The sequence below is a fragment of the Edaphobacter sp. 4G125 genome (assembly GCF_014274685.1).
Lineage (GTDB): Bacteria > Acidobacteriota > Terriglobia > Terriglobales > Acidobacteriaceae > Edaphobacter.
In genome coordinates this window covers 328,129-352,841 of sequence record NZ_CP060393.1, presented here as the reverse complement: position 1 = coordinate 352,841, position 24,713 = coordinate 328,129, and the positions used below count along the sequence as shown (strand labels likewise).

The 24,713-nt window shown below is 57.4% G+C and carries 17 protein-coding genes; 7 read left to right on the top strand and 10 right to left on the bottom strand.

Annotated elements, in window-relative coordinates:
* Positions 1–36 precede the first annotated feature (36 nt).
* Positions 37–2,574 (bottom strand): ABC transporter permease, encoded by a 2,538-nt coding sequence (locus H7846_RS01555; protein WP_186694690.1) that lies wholly within the window; start codon positions 2,572–2,574, stop codon positions 37–39.
* 249 nt (positions 2,575–2,823) lie between these two features.
* On the opposite strand from H7846_RS01555, the gene H7846_RS01550 reads away from it, so the two are divergent.
* Positions 2,824–4,539 carry an alpha-N-arabinofuranosidase gene (locus H7846_RS01550; protein ID WP_255460773.1) on the top strand — a complete coding sequence of 572 codons (1,716 nt, stop codon included), beginning with the start codon at positions 2,824–2,826 and terminating at the stop codon, positions 4,537–4,539.
* 224 nt (positions 4,540–4,763) lie between these two features.
* On the opposite strand, the gene H7846_RS01545 is transcribed toward H7846_RS01550, so the two are convergent.
* Together H7846_RS01545 and H7846_RS01540 are read right to left on the bottom strand one after the other, a co-directional pair.
* Positions 4,764–6,341 carry an amidohydrolase/deacetylase family metallohydrolase gene (locus H7846_RS01545; protein WP_255460772.1) on the bottom strand — a complete coding sequence of 526 codons (1,578 nt, stop codon included), beginning with the start codon at positions 6,339–6,341 and terminating at the stop codon, positions 4,764–4,766.
* A gap of 129 nt (positions 6,342–6,470) precedes the next feature.
* Positions 6,471–9,020 (bottom strand): ABC transporter permease, encoded by a 2,550-nt coding sequence (locus H7846_RS01540; protein WP_186694686.1) that lies wholly within the window; start codon positions 9,018–9,020, stop codon positions 6,471–6,473.
* Positions 9,021–9,350: 330 nt separating this feature from the next.
* Here H7846_RS01540 and H7846_RS01535 point away from each other — a divergent pair, with 330 nt between their 5' ends.
* From H7846_RS01535 to H7846_RS01515, 5 genes are all read left to right on the top strand, one after another.
* Positions 9,351–10,169 (top strand): gamma-glutamyl-gamma-aminobutyrate hydrolase family protein, encoded by an 819-nt coding sequence (locus tag H7846_RS01535; protein WP_255460771.1) that lies wholly within the window; start codon positions 9,351–9,353, stop codon positions 10,167–10,169.
* A gap of 27 nt (positions 10,170–10,196) precedes the next feature.
* Positions 10,197–10,802, top strand: coding sequence for a 16S rRNA (guanine(527)-N(7))-methyltransferase RsmG (gene rsmG, locus H7846_RS01530; protein WP_255460770.1), 606 nt, complete (start codon positions 10,197–10,199; stop codon positions 10,800–10,802).
* 377 nt (positions 10,803–11,179) lie between these two features.
* Positions 11,180–12,097, top strand: coding sequence for a ParA family protein (locus tag H7846_RS01525; RefSeq protein WP_186694682.1), 918 nt, complete (start codon positions 11,180–11,182; stop codon positions 12,095–12,097).
* Between the two features lie 87 nt (positions 12,098–12,184).
* Positions 12,185–13,138: a ParB/RepB/Spo0J family partition protein gene (locus H7846_RS01520; RefSeq protein WP_186694680.1), complete on the top strand. Its 954-nt coding sequence runs from the start codon at positions 12,185–12,187 to the stop codon at positions 13,136–13,138.
* Between the two features lie 652 nt (positions 13,139–13,790).
* Positions 13,791–14,528 carry an aspartate/glutamate racemase family protein gene (locus tag H7846_RS01515; RefSeq protein ID WP_186694678.1) on the top strand — a complete coding sequence of 246 codons (738 nt, stop codon included), beginning with the start codon at positions 13,791–13,793 and terminating at the stop codon, positions 14,526–14,528.
* Here H7846_RS01515 and hemB read toward each other — a convergent pair.
* The 6 genes from hemB to H7846_RS01485 form a co-directional block, all read right to left on the bottom strand.
* On the bottom strand, positions 14,482–15,471 hold the full coding sequence (hemB, locus tag H7846_RS01510; protein WP_186694676.1) for a porphobilinogen synthase: 990 nt from the start codon (positions 15,469–15,471) through the stop codon (positions 14,482–14,484). The genes H7846_RS01515 and hemB overlap by 47 nt on opposite strands.
* 32 nt (positions 15,472–15,503) lie before the next feature.
* Entirely contained in the window at positions 15,504–17,009 is a 1,506-nt protein-coding gene (locus H7846_RS01505) for a bifunctional folylpolyglutamate synthase/dihydrofolate synthase (protein ID WP_186694674.1), read from the bottom strand.
* Between the two features lie 202 nt (positions 17,010–17,211).
* Positions 17,212–17,508 carry an HU family DNA-binding protein gene (locus tag H7846_RS01500; RefSeq protein WP_162402759.1) on the bottom strand — a complete coding sequence of 99 codons (297 nt, stop codon included), beginning with the start codon at positions 17,506–17,508 and terminating at the stop codon, positions 17,212–17,214.
* Between the two features lie 344 nt (positions 17,509–17,852).
* Positions 17,853–18,557: a DUF2461 domain-containing protein gene (locus H7846_RS01495; RefSeq protein WP_186694673.1), complete on the bottom strand. Its 705-nt coding sequence runs from the start codon at positions 18,555–18,557 to the stop codon at positions 17,853–17,855.
* A 91-nt stretch (positions 18,558–18,648) separates the two neighbouring features.
* Positions 18,649–19,434 (bottom strand): lysophospholipid acyltransferase family protein, encoded by a 786-nt coding sequence (locus H7846_RS01490; protein ID WP_255460769.1) that lies wholly within the window; start codon positions 19,432–19,434, stop codon positions 18,649–18,651.
* A 342-nt stretch (positions 19,435–19,776) separates the two neighbouring features.
* Positions 19,777–20,310, bottom strand: a complete 534-nt coding sequence (locus H7846_RS01485; RefSeq protein ID WP_186694671.1) for a zinc ribbon domain-containing protein — start codon at positions 20,308–20,310, stop codon at positions 19,777–19,779.
* A 354-nt stretch (positions 20,311–20,664) separates the two neighbouring features.
* Between H7846_RS01485 and H7846_RS01480 the strand changes: the two genes are divergently transcribed.
* Positions 20,665–23,094: an endonuclease MutS2 gene (locus H7846_RS01480; protein ID WP_370561319.1), complete on the top strand. Its 2,430-nt coding sequence runs from the start codon at positions 20,665–20,667 to the stop codon at positions 23,092–23,094.
* A 16-nt stretch (positions 23,095–23,110) separates the two neighbouring features.
* Here the strand turns inward: H7846_RS01480 and H7846_RS01475 are convergent, their stop codons facing one another.
* Positions 23,111–24,685, bottom strand: a complete 1,575-nt coding sequence (locus H7846_RS01475; protein ID WP_186694667.1) for a tannase/feruloyl esterase family alpha/beta hydrolase — start codon at positions 24,683–24,685, stop codon at positions 23,111–23,113.
* Positions 24,686–24,713: the final 28 nt, after the last annotated feature.

Sequence of the window (24,713 nt, the reverse complement as noted above, 5' to 3'; positions counted from 1 at the left end):
ACATGAGCACTGGCGCGGCGAGCACTGAGGAGATATCTATTCGGTCCTGAGAGCCTGCACCGGATCGATCGAAGCTGCACGCCGCGCCGGAATCACTCCCGCGATACATGCCGCTACCGTCAGCGTCACCATCGCAAGCGCCATCACCGCAACACTCGCGTGCGAAATCTCATAGAGCTGCGACTTCACGAACCGCACACAAAGGAACGCCACTGGAGCTCCAATCGCCAGGCCGATTACGGTTTGCAGCATTGCGCCGCGTAGAATCATCGCCACAACACTGCCACGCTCTGCGCCCAGCGCCATACGAATTCCAATCTCCGATGTCCGCCGTGCTACACCATACGCCGTCACCCCATACAGCCCAATCGTCGCCAGTAGCAGAGCCAGCAGGCCGAACAACGTCGTCAACCGCGCAATTAGACGCTCCTCGGTGAATCGCCCTGCAATCTGCTCCGAGAACGTTTGAAATTTGACGACCGTCAGGTTGGGATTGATCGCGGCCAGCGTGCGGCGCGTGAGCGACTCCATGTTATTCATCGGACGATCCGTTTGGATCACGATGGCGTATGCATAAAGGCTGGTGTCTTTCTCTATAGGGGTTTTCGTATCACTGGGCGCTCTTTGTGTAAGCGGAAGGAAGAACATGCTGTGGTCCTTCCAGCGCACCGTCACATAAGCTGTGTCCTCGACGACCCCGACGATCTCATAGTCGCCTGCGGCTTCAGGTTTGCCTTCGCCGAAGCGTCGGCCAATGGGATTTTCGCCGTTGAGAAATTGCTTGACGAAGGATTGATTGACGACAGCCGTAGCGGGTGAGGTTGAAGTATCTTGCGGACCGAAGCCCCGGCCCATCACCACGTGCGTACCGACAGAATCGAGGTACTCAGAATTAATTTTTACAAAGGAAGCACCCTTGTGCGGATCGGGCTGCCCTTGCACTTGTATGCCGCTGCTCCAGTTCTCCTCCTCCATTGGCGTGTAGCTGGCAAGCCCCACCTTCACAATGCCGGGAATCGCACGAAAATTATTTTCAATCGTGCGATTGAGGGTCTCCGCTTGCGTCGTGGCATAGCCTGCGGCCTGCGGGTTGATATGCACAATGTATCGATTCGTGGCGTTCAGCTTCATGTCCGTACTCTCGAGCTTGCTCAGGCTCTGCGCAAACAACCCTGCTCCCACCAGCAGCACCACCGAGAGCGCAGCTTGCAACACGACCAGCGAGCGCTGTAACAGCGAAGCGCCGCCCGTCGTCGTCCGCGTACCCGAGCGCAACGCATCCGCAGGTTCTGCCTTGGCCGCCATCCATGCGGGAGCTACTCCAAACAGGACACCCGTCACCAGCGACAACGCGAAGGCAAAACCAACAATCGGCAACGAGGGAGCAGCATTAATTGTCACGCTCGTCGCACCGGGGAACGCCAGCGCCAGCAGCATCTTCGCTCCCAGGTATGCGACCGCCAGCCCGGCAATTCCGCCAAGCACCGACAGCACCACGCTCTCCGTCAACAACTGACGCACGATCCTCATCCGCTGTGCTCCAAGCGCTGTGCGTACCGACATCTCCGTGCGGCGATTCATCCCGCGCACCAGAAGCAAGTTTGCAATATTGGCGCACGCAATTAGCAATACCAACCCGGCAACCCACATCAACAGGTGCAGGTGCGAGGTGTATTGCTTCTGCATTGCCTGAATGCCGGCTCCCCCGGGTGTCAAAGTGGCATGAACCCTCGACAACAAATTTTCACCCTCGGGGCCTTTGTAGTCCTTGAGGGTGGTAAATTCCTGCTTCAACAGGGCATTCACCTTCTGCTGCAATGGAACCATGGCGGTGCCCATCTTCGTGCGTCCGATCAAATAAAGCCAGCTTATTCTGGGATCCTTCACAAAGGACGCGTTCGACAATGCGTCCATCGACTGAATAGGCAGGTAGAACTCCGGCGGAGTACTGGTCACACGATCGCCAAAAAATCCCCTGGGAGCCACGCCCACCACCGTCACCGGTTTGGTATTCACCCAGAAGGTGCTGCCCACCACCGATGGATCGGCGTTATAGTCCTTCTGCCAGGTGCTGTAACTCATCACACCTGTCATTGGAGCGCCTTCGACATCATCGGAATCGGTGAAGAGGCGACCGACGTTGGGCCGAAGACCAAAAGTACGGAAGTAGTTTCCGGAGACAAACTCTCCCTGGGCAGACTGCGCCAGGCTATCTGCTCCATCGCGACGCACCGTAAGCGGACGATACGCATACCCTGCCTGCATCGCCGCTAACTCTTCGAACTCCGGTGCGTTCTTCTTCAGATATTGATAAGTCTCGGTAGGGAAGAGCGAGTAGTTGCCATCCTTCTTGGCTCCACCATTGACGCAGCAGTCGGTACCTTCGCCGATATGGACCAACGTCGCAGGATCAGCCACGGGAAGGTTCTGGAGCAGTACCGAGTTCACCAGCGTGAAGATCGCGGCATTCGCACCGATACCCAACGCGATCGTCAGTAGCACCGTCGCAGTAAACCCTGGCGTCTTACGCAGTTGTCTCAGTGCATACCGGATGTCCTGAATCAACACTGTCATCTCTTGTTCTCCTTGCAGGAACGGCTGGCCCACACTCCCTCTCGATAAGAGAAGCACGTCGCTTTCCACCAATGGCAAACCACATCCCCGCATTTATCAAACACTTACGCTGGCGCCTCTTTTGCGGCCCTGTCCATTTCCGTTCTTTGCTGTCCACCGATGGACAGCCATCTTCGGCATCACGTGCAATTTTCCTCACCCTTGGCTTTCCTGTATAACGGTGTTTCCAAAGGGAGAACGATTTTTTCCATGTCTCAAAACTATTCGTCGCGCCGCGCCTTCCTTAAGTCCTCTTCGCTCGCTGCTGCTGCCGTCGCCCTGCGCGGCTCCTCTTCCTTTGCCCAGACAGCACAAGTCGACGCTCATATCGACATCTCCCCTTCTGAAACCATCGCCACGATTTCCCCCGAGATTTATGGCCACTTCATCGAGCATCTCGGTGGAGTCATCTACGACGGAGTCTGGGTCGGCGAATCTTCAAAGATCCCCAACATCAATGGCGTCCGTAAGGACTTCATCGACACCATGCGCGCCGTTCAGGCTCCGGTACTGCGCTGGCCCGGCGGTTGTTTTGCGGACTCTTACGACTGGCGCGATGGAATCGGCCCACGCTCTCGCCGCCCCGCCCGCACCGCTTTCTGGAACCAGCAGGACCCCAACACCTATGGTCTGCACGAATTTATGCAGACGTGCCGCGCCATCGGTGCGAAGCCTTATCTCGCTGCAAACCTCCGCACTCAGCCTGCGCGCGACTTCTATCAGGAGATCGAGTACTGCAACGCCCCCGCCGGAGACGTCCCATCCAACTCCGCAGCGCCCGCCACCCCAAATGCCCTCGCCGCACAACGTGCAGCCAACGGCGACCGCGCCCCCTTCAACGTCGATCTCTGGGGAGTCGGCAACGAGTCCTGGGGTTGTGGCGGTAACATGACTCCCGAAGAGTACGCCGCCGAGTACCGCCGTTTCACCGCATGGACCCCAACCTACGGCTCCACACCTCTGCGTTTCGTCGCTGTCGGTCCCAATGGAGACGATGTCGATTGGACCCGCCGTCTCTTTAAAGCTCTCTACGGCAACCCCGAGCGCCGCCACCTCTGGGGACTCTCCATCCACTACTACACCTCCGGAAGCCCCTCCAAGTTTGCCGCAGGCGATGCGCTCGCCTTCAACAACGACGAGTTCTATGACCTGCTCACCCGCGGAAGTCTGATGGAAAAAGTCGTCACTGACCACTGGACCGCAATCCGCGAATCCGTCCCCAACGCGCTCTCCAACCAATCGCGTCCTTCCGTCCGCCTCGTTGTCGACGAGTGGGGAGCATGGTACGGCAAGGGTACAGAACTAGCGCCCCAATACAACCTCTCGCAACAGTCCACCATGCGCGATGCTCTGCTCACCGGCATCACTCTCGATATCTTCCAGCGCCACTCCGACAAAGTCGGCGCAGCAGCCGTCGCGCAGTCCATCAACTGCCTCCACTCGCTCATGCTTGCGCAAGAGGACAAGTTCTGCGTTACCCCCACCTTCCACATCTTCCAGATGTACCTTGCTCATCGCGGCGCCCAGGCCGTCCGTACCGAATTCAACGCTCCCTCTATCCCGAATCCTATGGGTACCGCACCCAGCCAGGTCGGAGGCAGCAGCTACATCGGCCAGCTTCCTCCCATTCAATCGCTCGCAGGACTCAGCGGCTCGGCCTCGCTCCACGGCAAGACCCTCACCCTGACCGTGGTCAATCCGCATCTCACGCAACCTCGCACCACCGAGATCGCAGTACGCGGCTCCTCCATCACATCCGCTAAGGGAACCGTACTCGCCGAAAACGACGTCCACGCCCACAACGACTTCGCTCACCCCAATGCCGTCAAACCCAGCGCAATCGCGTCCCTCAAACCCGCGGGAGGAAAGCTCGTCCATACATTTCCTCCCGCCAGTGTTACCTCGCTTGAGATTGCACTCGTCTAGTGCTGTATCGACAATCTTGATTTTTCACTCTCGGGTTTCAAGAAAATTATGTCTTTGCTAAAAAGTGTCCTCCACAAACGAAGTACCCACACACATCATTCATAGCAACCGAATTTTTATCGCGTAAATCGTGGTAACAGAAGAGCGTCAAAAATCCGATTATTCATCAGAAAACCCCATACCTGCGTATGGGGTTCTCGTAAACGTTATTGAATAGACCGGCTCTACCGTCTCGCAGCAGGCCATGAGTCCGCGGGAGGCGTTGCCCACGTCGACGCAGGTGGAGGCACATCCAGCTTCGGCTTCGCTGCTCCCTGCGGCGTCAGCTTCGCCGCAGCCTTCACCGTCACCTTGCCATTCGCATCCTCGGTATATGGCTTCCAGCGTGGAGGGAACTGTGCCATTCGCGCCGCCATCTGTGGGTTGAGCGGACGCATCGGTATGCCGGTGGGAATACGCAGCGACGTCCACTTCTTCGCCTGCTTCGCCGCCGAACTTGGCGGCAGGTCCCACGGCTCCGATGCACGGCCATTCAGGTCGTAGACAAACTTTCCGTCCTTCAGCGTCAGCTCGCACTCCAGTCTTTCGTGGCCCTTCATCATCGCGCCCGAGCCATCGATATAGCCGAAGTCGCCATGACGCACGTTAAGCACTGCGATGTCCGCAATCGCGCCCTCCGACAACTGCCCCAGCTGCGTCTGCTGCATTTCCACCGCTGGATGCCACGTCATCTCTGCAATCACTTCTTTCAGCGGAAGCCCCATCGCCAGAAACTTGCCCGCCGTCGTCAGTTGGTCTTTCAGACCTTCATTCACATTGTCCGAGTGAATATCCGTCGAGATCGAGTCAGGAATAAAACCCGCCTTGATCAGCGGCACAGCCACGCTGAACAGGAAGCTGCTCTGCCCATGACCCACATCGAAGTAGATGCCGCGCTTCCGGCCTTCCCACATCCCCTTGCCCGGTCCACCCGTCTCCGAATCCTGCTCACCACGGCTGCCACCATACATATGTGTATAGATATCTCCCGGCCGCAGCTTATTCTCTAGCAACTGCTCCAACGGACGTTCCACGCGACGAGCACCATAGTCGATCATCACTGGAATGTGCGCGATCGTTCCCGCCTTGATCGCCTGGTCATACGGAAGCCACTCCGGCCCCGTGAAGTGTGCGCTCTTCACGCCGACGATGATGCCCGGATACTTCAGCGCCATTTCGCCGGTCTTCTCGCCATCCATATCTTCTTTGTTCTGTTCGATCGCGCCGCTGCCCATGCCCGCGCCTACAATATTCAGCTCGGCCAGAACACGTGTCTGCGACCGGTCGATCACCCGCTCCTTGAAGGTTTCGAAGTTGCGCCACCCCGAAGATCCGGCATCCACCACCGTCGTCACGCCATTTCGCAGCGTAAACCCGTCCGGCATAACGGCCCAGTCGCCGCCAGCATAGTCGTCCTTCTTCAACCCCCAAAAGACGTGAACGTGGATATCGATCAGCCCGGGTGTTACATAAAGCCCCGCGACGTTCACCGTCTTGATTGCCGAGCTCACCGGAATCCCAACGGCCACTTTCGCAATCTTCCCATCCTTAATAGCTACATCTCGGATCGCGTCGACCTTGTTTTTCGGATCGATGACATGACCACCCTTCAGAATCAGGTCGTACGGCTTCTCCTCGAAGTGTGCATCCGATGAAGCCGCCGACGCAGACGGAGGAGTCGCCTGCGCTACAAGTCGAGGCACAAACAGACACGCCGCAACCAACATCCCGGCACAAACCCGGACCACACGCTCTCCACGCATAAAGCCTCCAGCATCCTTAAAGATCAATTTCGAGACGAAGAGCTTTATAGACCCCGGACGGGACGTTCGCAATAGACATAAGCCCTATCAGACCCAAATTCCTGTTCTCTGAGCTTTTGATAACGTGGGTTACTCCGTCCGCAGCGCCTGCATCGGCTCGATGATCGATGCCCTTCTCGCTGGAACCACACTCGCGATCAGCGCGCTCAACACCAGTGCCACACATGCTGTCACCAGTGGCAGCACACTATATCCCTTCACCTCATAGAGCTGCGCTTCCAGAAAATGGCCTGCCAACAGCGCCAGCGGTATTCCCGCGATCAGCCCAATCACCACCTGGATCGCGGCCCCGCGCAGAATCAGTTGAACTACATTGGCGCGATTCGCTCCCAACGCCATCCTCAATCCAATCTCCGGAACCCTCCGCGCCACGCCATACGCCGTCACGCCATACAGCCCGATCGATGCAAGAATCAGCGCCAGTGCGCCAAAGATCGATGTCAGCCGTACCACCAGGCGCTGCTGCGTAAAGTAGTTCCCGACCTGGTCGTCATATGTGGTTAGCTGATCGATCACCATCCCCGGATTGATCTGCTGCAACGCTCTTCGCACCTCAGCCGTCGCTGCCGCCGGATCGCCTTCATAGCGCACAATCACATTCGTCGCGAAGTGCCGGAACCGTTCATTCTTATTCGCCCGGTCGCGCGTCATCTGGCTCGCCACAAGCGCATCAAAGTTCGTCGTCTGCGCCATTGGCGTAAAGAACATTGGCCGTACCTTCCCTGCCGGATCCCAGTACTTTACATCATCGACCACCCCGACGATCTCGTACTCGTTCTTCATGCTTGGGTCTGGACCAAAGTGCATCCCAATCGGGTTCTTACCGTTAAAAAACTGCTTCACAAACGTCTGGTTCACCACAGCAACAGCAGGGCTCGTGGAAGTATCCTTCTCCGTAAACGTGCGCCCCATCCGCACGCCCGTTCCGAGCGCATCAAAATACTGCGGACTCACCGAATCGTAGCTCACATGATGATGCGCATTTGGATCGCCGCCAGTGATCGTAATCTCCGTGCCCCAGTTGTTGAATGCCAGTGGGCCATACGTTGCATACGACGTGTTGTGCAATCCAGGAATCCCCGCAAAGGTCTGGTCGATCTGCCGGTAAAATCCGTCCAGTTGCTCATACCGGTAGCCCGTCGCCTGAAGATCGATGAAGGCGATCAGCCTGCCCTGCGTTTGAAAGTGGAAGTCCTGTTGCTCCATCCGTTGCAGGCTCAGGATGAGCAATCCCGCCGTACTCAGCAGCGCCACCGAAAGCGCTGCCTGCAGGATCACAAGCATCCGTTGCAATCCGCTCACATGGCCGGTCGTCCGGTTCGCACTGCGCAACGCCTCCGCAGGATTCGTACGCGATGCAATAAACGCCGGAGCAATCCCAAACAGAACTCCCGTCAACGCCGATACCCCCAGCGCAAATCCAAGCACCGGAAGCGAAGGACTCGCACTGAGAGGATTCACCTCAACTCCGCGCATCACCAATGCCAGCATCCCCTTTACACCGGCATAGGCAACGGCCAGCCCCAGTGCGCCGCCAAGAATCGACAACACCACCGACTCAACCAGCATCTCTCGAATCAATCTCCCTCGCGATGCTCCCAGCGCCGTACGAACGCTCAGTTCCTGCCTGCGCCCCACACCTCGCACCAGCATCAGGTTCGCCAGGTTCGCGCACGCAATCACCAGAACGAACGCCGCGATCATCTGCAGCATGTTCAGGCTCTTCTCGTACTGATCTCGCAGATCGTTGATTCCATCATTCGCGGCAGCCAGTTCTGTCGTCTGTTTGGCAATCTCCGCCTCGGTATCGTGGCTTGCGGCGTCACGGTTGGCCCGGATCCATCGCATCAGTTCCACTCGAATCGCGCTCTCCACGGCGGGTACCGTCTTGGGGTCGCGGATACGCACCAATACGTCCAGCCAGTGCGACTGCGGCTGCGTATAGAGTTTCCGTTCCGGCTGCAGTATCGGTTCCTGCGCCAGCCCCAGCCACACCCCCGTCGGGTCCCCCTGGTTCCGGTCGCCCAAAAATCCCGGAGCACTGATCCCTACAATCGTTACCGGATGACCAGTAAACATCATCGTCTCGCCTACGATGCTTGGATCGCCATGAAACTTCGACTGCCATATGGCATAACTGATCACCGCTACCGCTGGCGAACCCTCGTGGTCGTCCTCTGGCCGCAGCAATCGACCTGCGAACGATCTCACGCCTAATACTGAAAAATAATTCCCCGAGACCACACGCACATTCAGTGGCTGCGCAACTGGCTCACCTTTGCGCCATGCGCTCACTGTAATGTTTCCCGCCTCAACCGCTGCCATGCCCTCGATCCCTGGCGTGTGATCGCGTAGATCGCGGTACAAATCATACGAAAAGATGCGCCAGTGCCCCTGCATCCCGCCATCGACACAGCACTCGATCTCTTTCCCGACTTTGTAGAGCTGCTCCGGATGATCAACAGGCATCGACTTCAACATCACTTGATACACCAGCGTGAAGATCGCCGTCGTTGCTCCGATTCCGAGCGCTAGTGTCAGCAGCGCCGTCGCCGCAAACCCCGGTGACCGCCTCAGCCGCCGAAACCCATACCGCACATCCTGCACAATCGATCCCATTCGACGCCTACTTTATATAGATAGCCTCTAATCCCTGTCATGCAAGCCACGAACCAATAGCGACTCGATAATAAGATTCTTATTATCAATAGTTTACCAAAATGGTAGAGCGCGATTCTCTACAGTAAGTGTCCGCTTCAGGACTATCCCGTCCATTCCCGGACATCCTTCCATGTGTCATCCAACTAGGTACAAGCGAAGATTGAGATCCAGAGAATATTTGGCTTGTCGAGGTTGAGGGTAAAAGAGTAGGAAAGGACCCTCGATAATTCGCGTTTACCCCTATAAAAGCGTCGCTGTCACCTTCAATCGAGGTTAGGTATTAAATCCATGGCCGTCAGGTCGTATCATGGTCGCAGTATGAAGCCGCGAATCGCCATTCCCGTCCCGACCAGCACGAATCCTGAGTACAACTCCCGCTCCTGGCCCCAGTATGCAGAAGCCGTTCGAAATGCAGGCGGTGAGCCGGTCGAGATTCCTCTCAATGGAACTCCGCGCGAAACAGCAGACCTTATTAACACCTGTCAGGGAGTCCTGCTTCCTGGATCACCTGCCGACGTGAACCCTCACAAGTACGGCCAGGAGCCCCTCCCGGAATGTAACGCAGCAGACCCGGCCCGCGAGAACGTCGACGAGCTTCTCATTCAGGACGCCCACAATCTCTACAAACCTCTCCTCACCATCTGCTTCGGAACCCAATCGCTCAACATCTGGCGCGGAGGGACCCTGATCCAGGACCTTTCCCCCGTCCCGGTCAATCATTCTGCTGGACGCACGGTCGCCGTCGCCCACTCTGCCAGCGTCGCTCCAGACTCAACGTTAGGCGGAATCGTCTCCAGCGACGAAGCTCCTGAACAGAGCGGCTTTCTCCGTCTTCCTATTAACTCCAGCCATCACCAGGCCATCGGAATCCCGGGTGACGGACTCCGTGTGGTCGCTCGCAGCTCTGAAGACGGAGTGGTGGAAGCAGTTGAGGGCGGCCAGGATCCGCACAATCCCCAGGCCCACTTCGTCCTCGGAGTGCAATGGCATCCTGAACGGACCTGTGACATCAGCCCAGCCTCTCGCGCACTCTTTTCGCGCTTCATCTCCGAAGCCGCAGTCTGGAAGCCTCGCCCAATCCATACTTCGGTCGCGAGTGTTTCTTAGAGTGTTCCACGTGGAACAATGGAGGGGATGACCCTTCCTAAATCTCGCATTGAGGAACTTCTAGCTCCTTACTTAAGCCCGATCCCAGCCGCACTGCTGCCTCAACTCAGCCTTTATCTAGATCTACTGGTGAAGTGGAATAGCCGGACCAACCTGACGGCGATCCGCTCGCCTGAGGAGATGGTGCAGCGGCATTTTGGAGAAAGCCTATTTGCTGCCCAGAATCTTGGAAGTCTTCTTCCAGAGACGCTTCTGGACCTGGGATCTGGTGCCGGATTCCCCGGATTACCCATTGCACTACTCTATCCGCAGATTAAGGTTACGCTGGCTGAATCGCAGAACAAAAAGGCGACGTTCCTGCGAGAAGTCGTGCGAACCTTGGAAATCGGAAACGTGACTATCTGGGCCGGACGCGCGGAGACTATGCCGGAAGACTGTAGGTTCCATACGGTTACGCTAAGAGCCGTAGACGACATGGCAGCGGCGTTGAAAGCAGCAGGACCTCGCGCACTGCAGCAGATTGTTCTTTTAACTACGGGAACCCCTGATCTTCCAGATGGGTTTTTAGCTGAAGAGAGCCTACCTATTCCTGGGAGCCATACAGGAGCCTTGCTTCGCGCGGTGAGGGGTTGAGTGTTCCACGTGGAACACTCAGAAGTCCTGCTAGGAGTCGCGGGCTTTAGGGATGTTCCACGTGGAACATCCTCTCTAGATGGCGTCTAGATTTCTCCTCATTTAAGAGTTTTCATGGGTTATTTTCAATGGAACTGAAGAAAGATTTCCACATCAAGTGCCCGGAAATCATTCAAAACAGCGGGGAATTTAGCGTTCCACACGTTCTCCACAGGTTCAGGGAGTTCTTCACAAGCGAGTAAGGATTGCCCTCTTGCAGTCATGTGACTAACCTTTTCTTACCTGTAATGACCATGTCGAATCCCACCTCAAAACCGCTCCCTACGGAGCCTGCGTCCAGCAAGAACGGCGAGGTTTCGAAGTCCAAAGAGTCTTCCATGAAGAATGGAGAAGCTGCGACGCCAACCTCGCGTGTCATTGCGGTGGTGAACCAGAAAGGCGGCGTGGGAAAGACGACGACAGCGATCAATCTGGCTGCGTCCTTTGCGTTGGAAGGAATTCCGACACTGTTAATTGACTGCGATCCGCAGGCGAATTCCTCGGGAGGTCTGGGAATTGCACGCCAGGGGGATGGAGACGACCACCGGAAGAGCACCTATGATCTTCTACTGGGCGAGGCTACGGTTGCCGAGGCCATGCTTCCTACCGAGATGGAGAACCTGAAGGTCGTGCCTTCGAGCAAGAATCTGATCGGAGCGACGATTGAGCTGATTCCCATGGAACGGCGCGAATTCAAACTGCGGGAAGCGATTGAACCGGTGAAGTCGCAGTTTCCATTCATTTTGCTGGACTGCCCGCCGGCGCTGGATCTGCTGACGCTGAATGCGCTGGTCGCGGCCGATGGGCTACTGGTTCCGATGCAGGCAGAATATTTTGCTCTGGAAGGAATCTCGGAGCTGATGTCGACGCTGGATCGGGTTAGCTCGAGCTTCAATTCAGGGCTGGTGCTTGAGGGCGTGCTGCTGACGATGTACGACGACAGGACAAACCTTGCGATCCAGGTGACGGAGAACCTCAAGTCGTTCTTTGATGACAAGCTACTGAAGACGACGATTCCTCGAAATGTACGGCTGGCAGAGGCTCCGAGCCATGGCAAACCGGTAGCCCTGTATGACGCTAAATCGAGGGGAGCGGAGACTTATCGTGAGCTGGCGTTGGAGCTACTAGCACGACGTGGAATGGAATCGCCTGAGGTGAAGCGGAGGAAGGCTGCGGCTGCAGCTGCGGCCAGCAGCTTGAAGTCGTTCCAGGTACCGGAGAAGAAGAAACGGTTCTGGACAAAGAAAGATTCGTAGGGCTGCGCGGAGCACATTTCGAAAGAAACCTGATTTGGAAACCCGGTAGAGACCGGTGGAATTGATTTTGTTAAGGAAGATGAGATTATGGCGACTGCACCTGCTGATACAAAACGCCGTGCCCTGGGAAAAGGGCTTGAATCATTACTGCCGAAGCGTCCAGCTGCACCCCCTGTAAATCATGAGGTTGTTGTTCCCACGATCGCGGCTTCTGTGGCTGAGCCGGCGGGAAAGCCAATGGAGATTGCGCTGGATCAGATCAGCCGAAATCCCTGGCAGACCCGGTCGGTGTTCGATGAGGCGCAACTGGATGAGCTGGCGCAATCGATTGCGGCGACCGGGGTGGTGCAGCCGATCCTGGTGCGACCGGTTCCGAACGTCGATGGTCGTTACCAACTAGTAACGGGAGAACGGCGCTGGCTGGCCTCGCGGAAGGCCGGAAAGACGACGGTTCCGGCGATTGTTCGGCAGATTCCGGACGAACAGGTTCTGGAGATGACGATCGTCGAAAACCTGCAACGGGTGGACCTGAACCCGATTGAGCAGGCACGGGCGTACCAGAAGCTGAGCCAGGAGTTCAAGCTGACGCAGGAGCAGATGGCGACGAAGACGGGGAAGGACCGCGCGTCGGTGGCGAACTTTTTGCGCCTATTGCGTCTACCGGAGGGTGTGCAGGCGAAGGTGGAGACGGGTGAGCTGAGCTTTGGACATGCGCGGACTTTGCTGGCGCTGGATTCACCGGAGGCAATCACGTCGGCGGCCCAGAAGGTACTGGCGCTATCGCTTTCGGTGAGGCAGACGGAGAACTATGTCCAAGGACTGATCAATCCGGAGTCGAAGGAGAAGAAGCAGAAGGCTACCAATGCGCAGGCGGAAGACCCGAACGTGCGTGAGGCGGAGGACCAGCTGCGGAGGATTCTAGGATTGAGAGTGAAGATCGAGGACAACAAGGGCAAGGGACGGGTCACAATTGAGTACTCGAACCTTGAGGACTTCGATGCGTTGCTGACGGCATTGGGTGGGGCTGGCATTAATTTGTAGCTTGTTTGGTTACAAATTAAGACTGATACCGATGCCACCGCTTCGACCGCGGATCGGCACGGAGACCACGGATTTTAAAGAAAGATAAAAGCAAAGAAGGGTCTAAGCGAATCTGGTGGAAGCAAATGCGGGGATTCCTCCGCTCTCCTTCGACTTCGCTCAGGGTCGGTCGGAATGACACCAGTGGAGGGTTTATTTCTGGGGGAGAGAAGCGGGTTTCTCGACTCTGCGCTAACGCGCTGTGCTCGAATGACACTTTATTGAGAACGGGAGAACGAATCCAGGGGATTATTTCCCGTGCGACTCGCTGCGCTCATTCAGGGCAGGTGTGTCTTCGCGTTCTCGAAAGGATGGAAGGGGGGTGAATGGGTTCGCGCGATGCGCGAATGTTCCCACATCTGGCTGTGCCAGATATGGGGCACCCGGTACCCGGCGAATTTCCCCTCTTTTGGGGAGAGATCGAGGAGAAAGACAAATGCGGGGATTTCTCCACTCCCCCTTCGACTCACTCCGTTCGCTCAGGGTTCGGTCGAAATGACACCGTGAGGGTGGGGAGGGGTTCGAGCTGCGCTCGGATGAACCCACACATGTCGCCGCGCTCCATGTATGGAGCACCCGACATCAGCGATGCCATCCGCCTTAGAATTACGTTATGGCCCAACATATTGGAATCGTCGCTTGTTCTGCCGAGGGAGCTTCGCTGTGTTATCGCACGCTTTGTGCGGAGGCAGAAGCCGTCATGGGGCCGCACGCGCATCCGGAGATTTCACTGCACTCGCAATCTCTCGCCGATTATGTGGACTGCATTGGCAGGAATGACTGGCAGGGCGTTGGCGAGATTATGCTGTCGTCGGCAAAGAAGCTTGCCAGCATCGGAGCGCAGTTTCTGATCTGTCCAGACAATACGATCCATCAGGCGCTGCCGTTGATTGAGAGCCGGTCGCCGATACCTTGGCTGCATATTGCTGAAGTGGTCGCGCAAGAGGCGGCGACACGTGGTTTTCATCGCCTCGGAATTACGGGAACTCGCTGGCTGGCGGAGAGTAATGTCTATCCAGAAAAGCTTGCCGCTGCGGGGTTGGGGTATCTGCGCCCAACCGAGGAAGAAAGTGCGGAGATGAACCGCGTCATTATGGAGGAGCTCGTTCCCGGGAATTTTCAACCGGAGGCCGTGGACTTCTTCCATAAGGTTATCCGGCGCATGAAGGCGGAGGGCTGCGATGCCGTAGTACTGGGCTGCACCGAGATTCCCCTGATCATGAATGACAACAACTCACCGCTGCCGACGCTGGATTCTACACGGCTTCTGGCAAGGGCGGCGTTGAAGTGGGCCGTAGAGGGATCTAACCCAGTACCTTCGCTGCATCCTTTGCAAAGTAAGTCACGATAAAGTCGGCTCCGGCGCGGCGAATCGATGTGAGTGACTCCATCATGGTCCGTTCAGGCTCGAGCCATCCTCGTTCAAAGGCGGCGCAGAGCATGGAGTACTCTCCCGAAACCTGGTAGGCGCCCATAGGAAGATCGAAGCGTTCGCGCGCGGCACGGATGATGTCGAGGTAAGGCATGGCGGGCTTCATCAGAAGCATGTCGGCACCTTCAGCCACATCGAGGTCAATCTCGCGCATGGCTTCGCGCAGGTTTGCACCATCCATCTGGTAGCTTCTGCGGTCACCGAACTGCGGGGCAGAGTCGGCGGCCTCGCGGAAGGGGCCGTAGAATCCGCTGGCGAACTTGGAGGCGTAGCTGAGGATGGGGGTCATTGCGTGTCCGGCCTCGTCGAGGGCTTCACGCATGGCAGCGATACGGCCGTCCATCATGTCGCTGGGAGCGACGATATCTGCGCCCGCCTTTGCGAGGGAGGCAGCGGTTTTTGCGAGAAGGGCGACGCTGGAGTCGTTCTCGATCTCATAGTGATCACCATCCCTCGCGACGACACCGCAGTGGCCGTGGGAAGTGTACTCGCAGAGGCAGACATCGGCCATCATGACCAGAGAATCGAGCTTGCGATTCTTCTTGAACTCCCGTAGCGCGGTCTGCACGATCCCGTCGTCGGCCCAGGCCCCGGTGGCCTGCTCATCTTTTTCGGAGGGGAGGCCGAAGAGAAGTAAGCCGCCGATTCCCGCAGCGGCGCACTGCTCGGCCTCTTTGAGAGCTTCGTCCAACGATAGATTGAAGACGTTGGGCATGGAGCTGATGGGCTTGCGGACACCTTCTCCGGGACAGATGAAGAGGGGATAGATCAGGGCGCCGGGATGCAGATGGGTCTCACGAACCAGGGAGCGCATCGCCTCAGTGCGGCGCACGCGGCGCATACGGGTGACCGGAAAGTTCATGGGTTAAGTTTACGCGCGTGAGGTATGGGGCGCTAAGTCGTCGCCTCAACGACCTGGGCGCGAAGTTCCCCGATGAGGTAGACGGAGCCTGTGGCGACGATGAGTCCGTTGGATGGGGTGATGGCACGAGCATGGGCGAGAGCTTCGGTAAGGCTGGGGGTGGTTTCGGCGGGAATCTCGAGATCGCGGGCAGTGGCGGCTAAATCATCGAGCGAGGCGGCGCGGGGACTGTTGATGGGCGCGAAGAGGATGTGATCATGGGGGCGGTCGGGAGAGGAAGAATCGAAGAGTGGCAGAAGGATCTGGCTCATCTCGCGGAGGTCCTTATCGCGCAGGCAGGAGAAGATAAGGGTGCGAGGAAGATCCTCGGGAAGCTGGGAGAGCGCGGCGCGGAGGGTCCACGCGCCAGCGGGGTTGTGGGCGACATCAAGAAGGATAGGTGCGGAGTTTGGGAGTGGGAGGACCTCAAGCCGGCCAGGCCAGCGGGTGTTACGAATGCCAGTTTCGATCTGAGTGTTCTTGATTTTGTAACTACTACTGTTTCTATTGTCGATGTTGTAACCGGTTGGGTTACGTAATTCCTTTGCTCCTGCGATGGCGAGAGCAATATTGCGCTGCTGGTGCTGCCCCCAAAGAGGGGAGTCCACATGGAGGGGCTGCTGCTCGAGAGTGACGTTGTAGCGGTTGCGAGGTGCTACACGCATAGCGAAGGGCGCCTCTGGCGCGAACTCAGATGAGGTAGATGGACGCGCATTTTGCGGGACAGGGGTATGGGGGATATAGGAAGCGGCATTGATCGCGTGAATGCCAAGTTCTGCTGCGACCTCTCCGATAGCCTGGTTTGCCTCGGGATGCTGCGGGAGGGTGATGAGGGTTCCGCGAGGACGCAGGATTCCAGCCTTTTCGCGGGTGATTTCGGCGATGGTATTGCCGAGGTATTCCTGATGGTCGAGGGAGATGTCGGTGATGATGGAGAGGAGGGGGGTAACGATGTTGGTGGCGTCGAGACGGCCTCCGAGACCGACTTCGAGGACTGCAATGTCGACTGGTGCGCGCAGGGCGGATGGAGTCTGCGGCGCATTCTCCGCTTCCTTGCCAGCCTCGGCGAAGTAGAGGAAGGCGAGTGCGGTGAGGGTTTCGAAGAAGCTGGGATGCTGGGGGAGTTCGCCTGATGTGACGAGACGTCCGGCTGTGGAGTCGACCTGGAAGTAGAGACGGGCGAAGTCGTCGTCGGAGATGGGCCGGCCGTCGATCTGGATGCGCTCGTTAACGCGCGAGAGGTGCGGCGAGGTGTAGAGCGCAGTGCGATAGCCCGCAGCGGCGAGAATGCTGGCCAGGGTAGCAGCCGTGGAGCCCTTGCCGTTGGTTCCGGCGATCAGGATGGAGGGAAAACAGTCCTGGGGGTTGCCGAGGGCGCGGGCGAGGATTCGCATGTGCTCGAGGTCGAACTTGTGGCGCTTGCCTGGAGGCAAAGAGGAGTCGGAGGCCAGCTCGAGACCACGGGCGTAAAGGTGATCGACCGCTGCGGTGTAGGACATGGATCTATTTTAGGTGTTGATCGAGGATTGGCACGGGATGGCGAGGGTAATAGCCATGATGAAAGAAACGCCCGCCTTTATGACAAGACGGGCGTTCATTTGCGTATCTCTCCTGCCGCCGCATGGCGTTGTATTGCAACGAGACGACAGGAAGGGAGGGCCGCTCCGGTTCACGCTGCGCTGGAGCGCAGTGTGGAAGAGGCTACTTCTTCGGCGGAGCGATGGTGTCCTTGGCGACCTTGGCGACGCGGAACTTGACGACGGTCTTCGCCTTGATCTTGATGGTCTCGCCGGTCTGGGGGTTGCGGCCCAGGCGCGCCTTGCGCTCGGCCTTGACGAGCTTACCGATGCCGGGGATGGTGAACTCGCCGTTCTTCTTGGTTTCCTTGACGGCCGTCTCGGCCAGCAGGTCGAGGAACGCGGCGGTCTGCTTGTTGGTCAGCTCGAGCTTCTCCGCCAGTTGACGAACCAGCGCTGTCTTAGTCAATCCCTTTGCCATGTCTTGCTCCTTGAAACGTACTTGTTTTGGTCTAAAGCAGGTCTTCTATTTTCCCCTTTTGCAACTGGCCGTCCGGGCGTCTGCGATGCGCGAATCGTCAGTGTTCATGCGGGTGCAAGAAAACCGTACCGCAATTCACCTTCAGCCTTTTCGCGGACTTTGTCAATCGGATTTCTTCGGTTTCCACAGGTTTTTTCGGGTTTTTTCCCGTTTTTATACGAATTTAGGGCTTTTTGAGACATTTTGCGGCAGTAAATAGGCTAAAAGCCCCACGCAGATTACAGCGATGACGTCAATTTCAAGAGGGCATTGAAGAGGGAAAGCTCGACGCGAGATCCTTCTTATCAGAAGAGAGGACGTCGAGGTTTGGTTGTGGCCAGGGGTGTGTTGAGAAATGCGACAAGAGGAGCGGCGGCCTCGAAACGTTTCACAATTTCTTTAAGCAGGGCTGGTTTGGTCGCGGTTTCAACCGGCAGGTGAGCGCTGAAGCCCCACTGACGGTTGAGGAGAAGATCAATGGCTGGCGATTCGGGCAGGAAACCTTTGGGTGGACGAGTAAGCTTCTGGCCATCGAATTCATTCATGACGGAGCGCAGCTTCTTTGAGGCGAGCAAGCGGCGGAACTCCTGATGGTGGGCTTCGATGTGACGACGAATAGCGAGAAGCTGTTCGCGCTCGGGCATATAGACGCCAGCAGCGATGGTGACCTGTTCGCCGGAGAGGTCGAAGTAGAAACCTCCGCCGGAGGTCTTTTCGAGTCCTTCGCGAGCCCACCAGATGCCCTGATGAATCTTGTAGGGTCGCTTATCGGGGCTGAAGCGGATGTCGCGATAGATGCGCATCATGGCCTTTTGTGGCGGCTGGATGTTCTGAGGGGCGAAGCGGAGCATGGCTTCGTTGATGGCGGCGACAAGAGCAATAGAAGGGATTTTCAGTTCGCGCTCGTAGATGTCTTTACGGGCGTTGAACCAGTCGCGGGTGTTGTTGCGCTTGAGGCCGCGAAGAAACTTGATGGCTTCAGGGGTGTAGTGCGGAGCAGAGGGGGCCATGGTGAGTATCGTAAATGCGAATGGCTCACGCTTGCGGCTTGGTTTTCCCGTGGCTCACTTAATGACTTGTGAATCGGGATAAGGCGCTTCCCTAAGCCGGATGGTAGTCCATGTAGGTCTTGCGGATGACGAAGGCGACCTGTTCGCTGAGAGAGTCGGCATCGCGGGTGGAGAGCCCGGTAGTCGGGATGGGATCACCGATGATGATGGCCAGGGGGCGAGGATAGAGGTGGTAGATGTGCATGGGGAGCAGTTCATAGGTTCCGATGAGGGTGATGGGGACAATCGGAACTTGTGCCTTGATGGCCATATAGGCTGCGCCTGCAACGAAGGGTTGGAGCTGGCCCGTGAGACTGCGTCCGCCCTCGGGGAAGATAACGAGCGGAAGTTCGTGTTTGAGTGTCTGGACACCACGGTTGAGGCTGGCGATGGCGTTTCGGGCGCTGGACTGATCGACGGGTACCTGACCGGAGCGATTGAGGTACCAGCCGATGAAGGGAATCTTCCAAAGCGATTGCTTGGCGAGGATACGGAACTGAAAGGGAAGTTTTCCGAAGAGAACCGGGGTGTCGTAGTAGCTCAGGTGGTTTGCGACGTAAACGGAGGTTTGGCCAATCTGGAGCTTCTCTTTTCCCAGGACCGTGACAGGAGAAAGGCTGAAGAGCAGTAGAGAGCGGGCCCACACGTGCGCAATGAAATGTTGCTGGCGTCCGGACTTATCCCACAGGCCGCAGATGAGAGAGATGCAGCCGAAGAAGACGGTAGACGCGGCGATAAGCGGTATCAGGAGCAGATAGGTAAGCCAGCGGAAGAAGGCCGGAGCCGTGGGAGGTCCCTGGCGGGTCATGGCTGGAGATGGCTCTGTTCCGGTGGTCACAGAGCACCATTTTCGCATACAGGGAGTATTGAAAGACCTATCGCCGATTGGCACCTTACAAACAAATAAAGGGATTCTCATTTTCGGCGAATGAACCCACTCATGTCGCGATGGTCCATGAATGGGCATCAACACCCGACTCCGTTCGTGCGAAGCCTTCTCTTCGTGAAGGAGAAAGGCAATGCAGGGATTCCTCCACTCGCGCTTTTGCGCTCGGTCGGAATGACACTTGTGCGAGGGCCGAATTCTTGTGATTCACGCGGTGCACGAATGCCCACTCATACCTGCGACATGAATGGGGCACCCAGGTCGGTTGAAGTAACGTACCGGCCTTCGCGTTGATTAGCCTGGATCTGCGATGGCGTCGTACTCGACGGCAGAGCTTGCAGGGGCCAGCACCCAGAGGGTGTAGATTCCAAGCGCGGTGCCGAGAGGGAACTTGAACAGCGCCAGGATTCCGAGGACGATGGCCAGCATACGCGCCCAGGATTTGCGGGTGAGCAGGCTGTATCCCGTGAAGAGTGCGAGGGCGGCCAAAATGACCGTCATGGTGACGAGAAAAGGAGCAATCATGAGCCAGGGAGGACCTTGGAATCCATATCTCCCCATTGGCCAGTCCCCCATGAAGCGATGCCAGGCCATTGCACGGAAGACAAAGAACCCGAGGAGGCTGGCGACGACGCGATAGACGCCGAAAGCGCACCAAAGGGTTCCCAGGGTTTGCAAGTGTCGCTGAACCCGTGGCAATCCGATGATTGGTGGGTAAGGAATGTAACCCATCGGAGGGTTGGGGGGTGGAGCAGCTATCTGGGCTCCGCAACGAGGACAGAATCGTCCTCCCGGTTCTACTTCATTTCCACAAGCCTGACAGATCATGTGTTACCTCCAGGCGACCATAGATCACCGATCGGTTTGAAGGACCTCCGGGCTAAAGCCCCTTTTTATTCTCAGAGCTTTGCGGCATCCTTCGACTACGCTCAGGACAGGCTCTAAAGCCGTACCCTTAACGAATCCCTACAGGTCCTTCGCTACGCTCAAGACTGGGGCTCAAGCTGCCCTTAACAAATCAAACAAGCTACGATCTAAAATCTCACTGCTGTTTGCTACGCAGGGGGCCAGCGGCCGGTTCCGTGCGCGATTACGATAATAGACGTGCCCCCTGCCTTTTTAGCCGCGAAGATTCCGTCACCTTTACCAGAATCAAGTTCCGCCGCCCTGGAGTGGCCGCGCTTGCGCGACCATGTTGCCTCACGGACCTTTTCTCCGCTGGGAAAGGCATGGGTGTTGGCGCTTGAACCTTCAGCAGATCTGGGTTGGATCGAGACGCAGCAACAGCGCACGGAAGAGATGCGCGCTTTTTATGAGTCCGGTGCGAGCTTTGACTTTCATGGCCTGTTCGATCCCACGGACCTGCTCGACAAGGCCCGCATTGAAGGATCTGCGCTGGAGCCGTTGGAGATTCTTGCACTGGTGACCGTGGTCGAACGCATTGCTGCGTGGAGTCGATGGATGTTTCCAACGGGCGCGGCACAGACGACTGGGCTAACAACTTCCGGGCTGACAAAGCTTTCGGCACCATTACGTGAGTTTGATCTGACATCGTTGCTGCGGCAGTTGAGCGGAAAGATTGAGCCGGATGGTTCGCTTTCGGACGATGCCTCACCAGAGCTGCATCGCATTCGCAGGGCGATTGAACGTCAGCATCGCGCGATTGAAGAGAGCCTGCGGCGATCGTTGTCGCGACTTGCCGCAGAAGGCAGTACGCAGGATGAGTTGATCACGATTCGCGGCGATCGTTTTGTGATTCCGGTGCGCTCGGAGTTCAAGCGCAAGGTTCCTGGAGTCGTACATGGCTCTTCTTCTTCGGGCCAGACGGTCTTCGTTGAACCGATCGAGACGATTGAGCAGAACAATGAGTTGGTTCGTCTGCTCGATGAGGAACAGTCGGAGGTCCATCGCATTCTGGTTGCGATGACACGCGCACTGGCGGGCGAAGCGGGCGCGATTCTGGCAGGGGCGGGGATTCTTGCAGAGGTTGAATCGCATGCTGCGCGTGCACGCTTTGCAGCAGAGCTGAACTGTGTGCGACCGGTCTTTGCAGTCGATTCTGCAGAAGCGCAGCTCTCGTTTACAGAAGCTCGCCATCCGCTGCTTGAGCTGCGCATGATTGCAGAGACGCGCGCGCAGGGAACGGCGGCACGATCTCCCGTACCGCTCACAGTGGCACTGAGGAATGATGCACGGCAGCTCATCATCAGCGGACCGAACACAGGCGGCAAGACGGTTTCGCTGAAGACGGTGGGACTGCTTGCGCTGATGGCGCAGGCAGGCGTTCCTGTTCCCGCAGTTGAGGCACGGCTTCCGCTCTTCACGAGTATCTATGCCGACATCGGCGATGCGCAGTCGATTGAGCGAAATCTCTCGAGCTTCTCGGCGCATGTTGTAAATCTCGATCGCATCTCGCGCGAGGCAACGTCGTCATCGCTGGTGCTGCTGGATGAACTGGGCTCTGCGACCGATCCGGAAGAGGGCGCTGCGCTGGCGGTCGCAGTGGCACAGCACTTTTTGCGAGTGCGGACGTGGTGCTGCATCACGACACACCTGACATCGCTGAAGATCTACGCGGCCAATCACGAGGGCGTGCTCAATGCTGCTGTGGGGTTCGATCAGGAGACCTTGACTCCGACATATCAGCTTCGGTTGGGTGTACCTGGAGCTTCGGCGGGATTAAATATCGCATCGCGGTTGGGACTCGATCCGGCGATTGTTGCCGCAGCACGCGCACAACTGACGACGCAGACCGCAGATATCGCGGCGTTCCTTGACCAACTGCACGATCAGCTGGAAGCTGTAACCGCTGAACGCGAGACGCTGCAACAGCGTGAGCAGGAACTGGCGCGGGCGAGAGTGCAGCTTGATCTTGAGGGCCGTGCCGAGCAACGTGCTCGCGTACGTGAGTTGGAGGCAAAGCTAAGCGCGCTGTTAGACAACTTCGCAGTGCAGATTCGCGAGTCGGTGAAGGCGATTGGAGATAAAGCTGCTGCGAAGCGCATTCAACGAGACTCCGCACTTGCGCTGGCTCGTGCACGACGTGAATTCTCCAGTGAGTTTCAAACGACGATTGCCGCGCACTCAGTGACGAGCGCGGGAGTGCGTGCAGTCATTGCAAAGGAGCCGGACGCGATTGATGTTCCTGCCGCCGGCGATATGGTGAAACTGAAATCGCTCGGCAGGCAAGGGCGTGTGGAACGAGTGATCGACGAGAAGACCTTTGAGGTTTCAGTGGGACCGATGAAGATGCGTGTCCCACTGGAGGACATCACAGAGGTTGAGAAGACAAAGACGATGACTCCGCTGGAGGCTGCACGAAAGCGCGGGGGAATTACGGTTGCGACGAGCGAAGATCCTGATTACATGAGTTCAGAGATCAATGTGATTGGCCGCACAGCAGATGAAGCGCATGACGAGGTTGCACGTTTCATCGACCGCGCGTTTCTTGCAGGTCTGCCTCGCGTTCGCGTGGTGCATGGAACCGGAATGGGAATTCTGCGGCGCACTCTGCGGGAGTATCTGCGCAACCATCCTCATGTGGCGAATATTACAGAGCCTCCGCAAAATCTGGGGGGACAGGGCGCGACCGAGGTGGAGTTGCGGCAATAGGCGACCGAATGGTGCGTTACTCTCCGTGGTGTTCCTGCGGAGCTTTACAGACAAAGCTAGCTGCGTCGTTGGAATTGCCCTTGCCGTTGTAGACGGCGACCTGCGGGTAAGGGCAGAGCGGCCGGGTGCGATCGACAATGCCGCGCGTCGACATGTGCGAAGCGACGATCTGATTCGGGGCCTGGTTTTCTTCGACCCAACGCTGGATTGCGGAGACCGGATCAAAGACATCTGGGCCAGGGCCGCCACCGCAGTGTTGCATTCCCGGAACCATGAAGAGCCGGGCGAAGTTGTCGGTCTTCGAGCCGGTGAATTTTTGCATCTCGCGGTAGTAGTGAATGGTGCTGAGGGGAGAGATGTCGGGGTCGCTCCAGCCGTGGTAGAGAATCAGCTTCGCTCCTCTGTGCGCAAAGGGACGTAGATCGGCATCTACGGCGTCCAATGCAGGAGAGAGCTTTTCAAGAGCTGCTTTGTCGCGGTCATAGTCGAAGGTCATGGTGTTGTAATCCGGATCGCGCATGACCATATAACGGAAGAAGCTGTCTGCCGCCTTCCAGTGCGTCGCCTTATAGGGAGCAGAGCCGGTGACCCAGCTCTGCCACCCACCTTGTCCGGCTTCTCCGCCAGGGACGAGTCCGGGCGAGATCAGCTTGCCTCTGTCATCGCGGAAGCCTGCCCAGATCTCTCTCACGGCTTTGATCTGTTTCGGCGTAAAGCAGGTCCCGGTGTCCTGGTCTTCCTTACATGCGAGCACCTCGGGATCGAAGTGACATGAGAGGGGATCGTCAAGCACCCCGTCGACAAAGCCATCCCTGGCATCGCAGGCGCGGTTGACAGCATCGGCTAGCAGCTTGATCTTTGCGGGCTGGATGTAGCTGTCGGGATCTTTGAGGGTGACCTGCGCATAGTAGAGGTGCGCGCCGGTGTAATGACGGGTCCAGTTGTAGGCCGGGTCACCGGCGACGATGCCATCAAAGTCTGTGGGGTATCGTTGCGCCTCCATGAGGGCCTGCTGGCCCCCTTTAGAGCATCCGACGAAATACGCGCGGTCCGCAGGCTTTTGGTAAAACGCACGGATGATCTTTTTCCCATTGACGGCGGTGAGATGTACGGAGCGATGCCCGAAGTCTTCGATCAGGTCAGGACGATCGAGCGACCAGCTCGCGTCGAATCCATCTCCGTGAGCGTTAATGTGACCGGTATCGGTACTTGCGACGGCGTTGCCACGACGCAATGCGTTGGCCATGGCACTGTAGCTGATGGAGCCTGCCATGCCGCCGTTGCCGACGAACTCAAAACGACCCGACCACTTCTCGATGGGGAGCCATACTTCGAAACGAATCGATGGCTTAGTGATTGCGGTCACACGACAGAAGGCGGGCAGCCTGTGCAAGGTGAACTTGGAGGTTGGAGGAGTAAAGATTCCTTCCTCGACCTCGGAGGCGGATTCCACCGTGGTTTCGTCGAGGCGGAGTTGCGTAAGGCGGCTACAGCTGGGCGGAACTTTTTCGGCCGCGAGGGCGGGCGCAGTAAATCCTGCAAAAACTACAAGCGCGATAGTGACTCGGAAGAGGTTTGGCATAGACTTCATGCTTTTGTTCATGTTCTTTGGGTGTAAA

Coding starts and splice junctions, on each gene's coding strand:
- H7846_RS01525 (WP_186694682.1), top strand. CDS start 11,180: ATGAAGAATGGAGAAGCTGCGACGCCAACCTCGCGTGTCATTGCGGTG.
- H7846_RS01505 (WP_186694674.1), bottom strand. CDS start 17,009: ATGTCCTACACCGCAGCGGTCGATCACCTTTACGCCCGTGGTCTCGAG.
- H7846_RS01515 (WP_186694678.1), top strand. CDS start 13,791: ATGGCCCAACATATTGGAATCGTCGCTTGTTCTGCCGAGGGAGCTTCG.
- H7846_RS01545 (WP_255460772.1), bottom strand. CDS start 6,341: ATGCGTGGAGAGCGTGTGGTCCGGGTTTGTGCCGGGATGTTGGTTGCG.
- hemB (WP_186694676.1), bottom strand. CDS start 15,471: ATGAACTTTCCGGTCACCCGTATGCGCCGCGTGCGCCGCACTGAGGCG.
- H7846_RS01485 (WP_186694671.1), bottom strand. CDS start 20,310: ATGATCTGTCAGGCTTGTGGAAATGAAGTAGAACCGGGAGGACGATTC.
- H7846_RS01550 (WP_255460773.1), top strand. CDS start 2,824: ATGTCTCAAAACTATTCGTCGCGCCGCGCCTTCCTTAAGTCCTCTTCG.
- H7846_RS01500 (WP_162402759.1), bottom strand. CDS start 17,508: ATGGCAAAGGGATTGACTAAGACAGCGCTGGTTCGTCAACTGGCGGAG.
- H7846_RS01555 (WP_186694690.1), bottom strand. CDS start 2,574: ATGACAGTGTTGATTCAGGACATCCGGTATGCACTGAGACAACTGCGT.
- H7846_RS01495 (WP_186694673.1), bottom strand. CDS start 18,557: ATGGCCCCCTCTGCTCCGCACTACACCCCTGAAGCCATCAAGTTTCTT.
- H7846_RS01475 (WP_186694667.1), bottom strand. CDS start 24,685: ATGAAGTCTATGCCAAACCTCTTCCGAGTCACTATCGCGCTTGTAGTT.
- H7846_RS01535 (WP_255460771.1), top strand. CDS start 9,351: ATGGCCGTCAGGTCGTATCATGGTCGCAGTATGAAGCCGCGAATCGCC.
- H7846_RS01540 (WP_186694686.1), bottom strand. CDS start 9,020: ATGGGATCGATTGTGCAGGATGTGCGGTATGGGTTTCGGCGGCTGAGG.
- H7846_RS01520 (WP_186694680.1), top strand. CDS start 12,185: ATGGCGACTGCACCTGCTGATACAAAACGCCGTGCCCTGGGAAAAGGG.
- rsmG (WP_255460770.1), top strand. CDS start 10,197: ATGACCCTTCCTAAATCTCGCATTGAGGAACTTCTAGCTCCTTACTTA.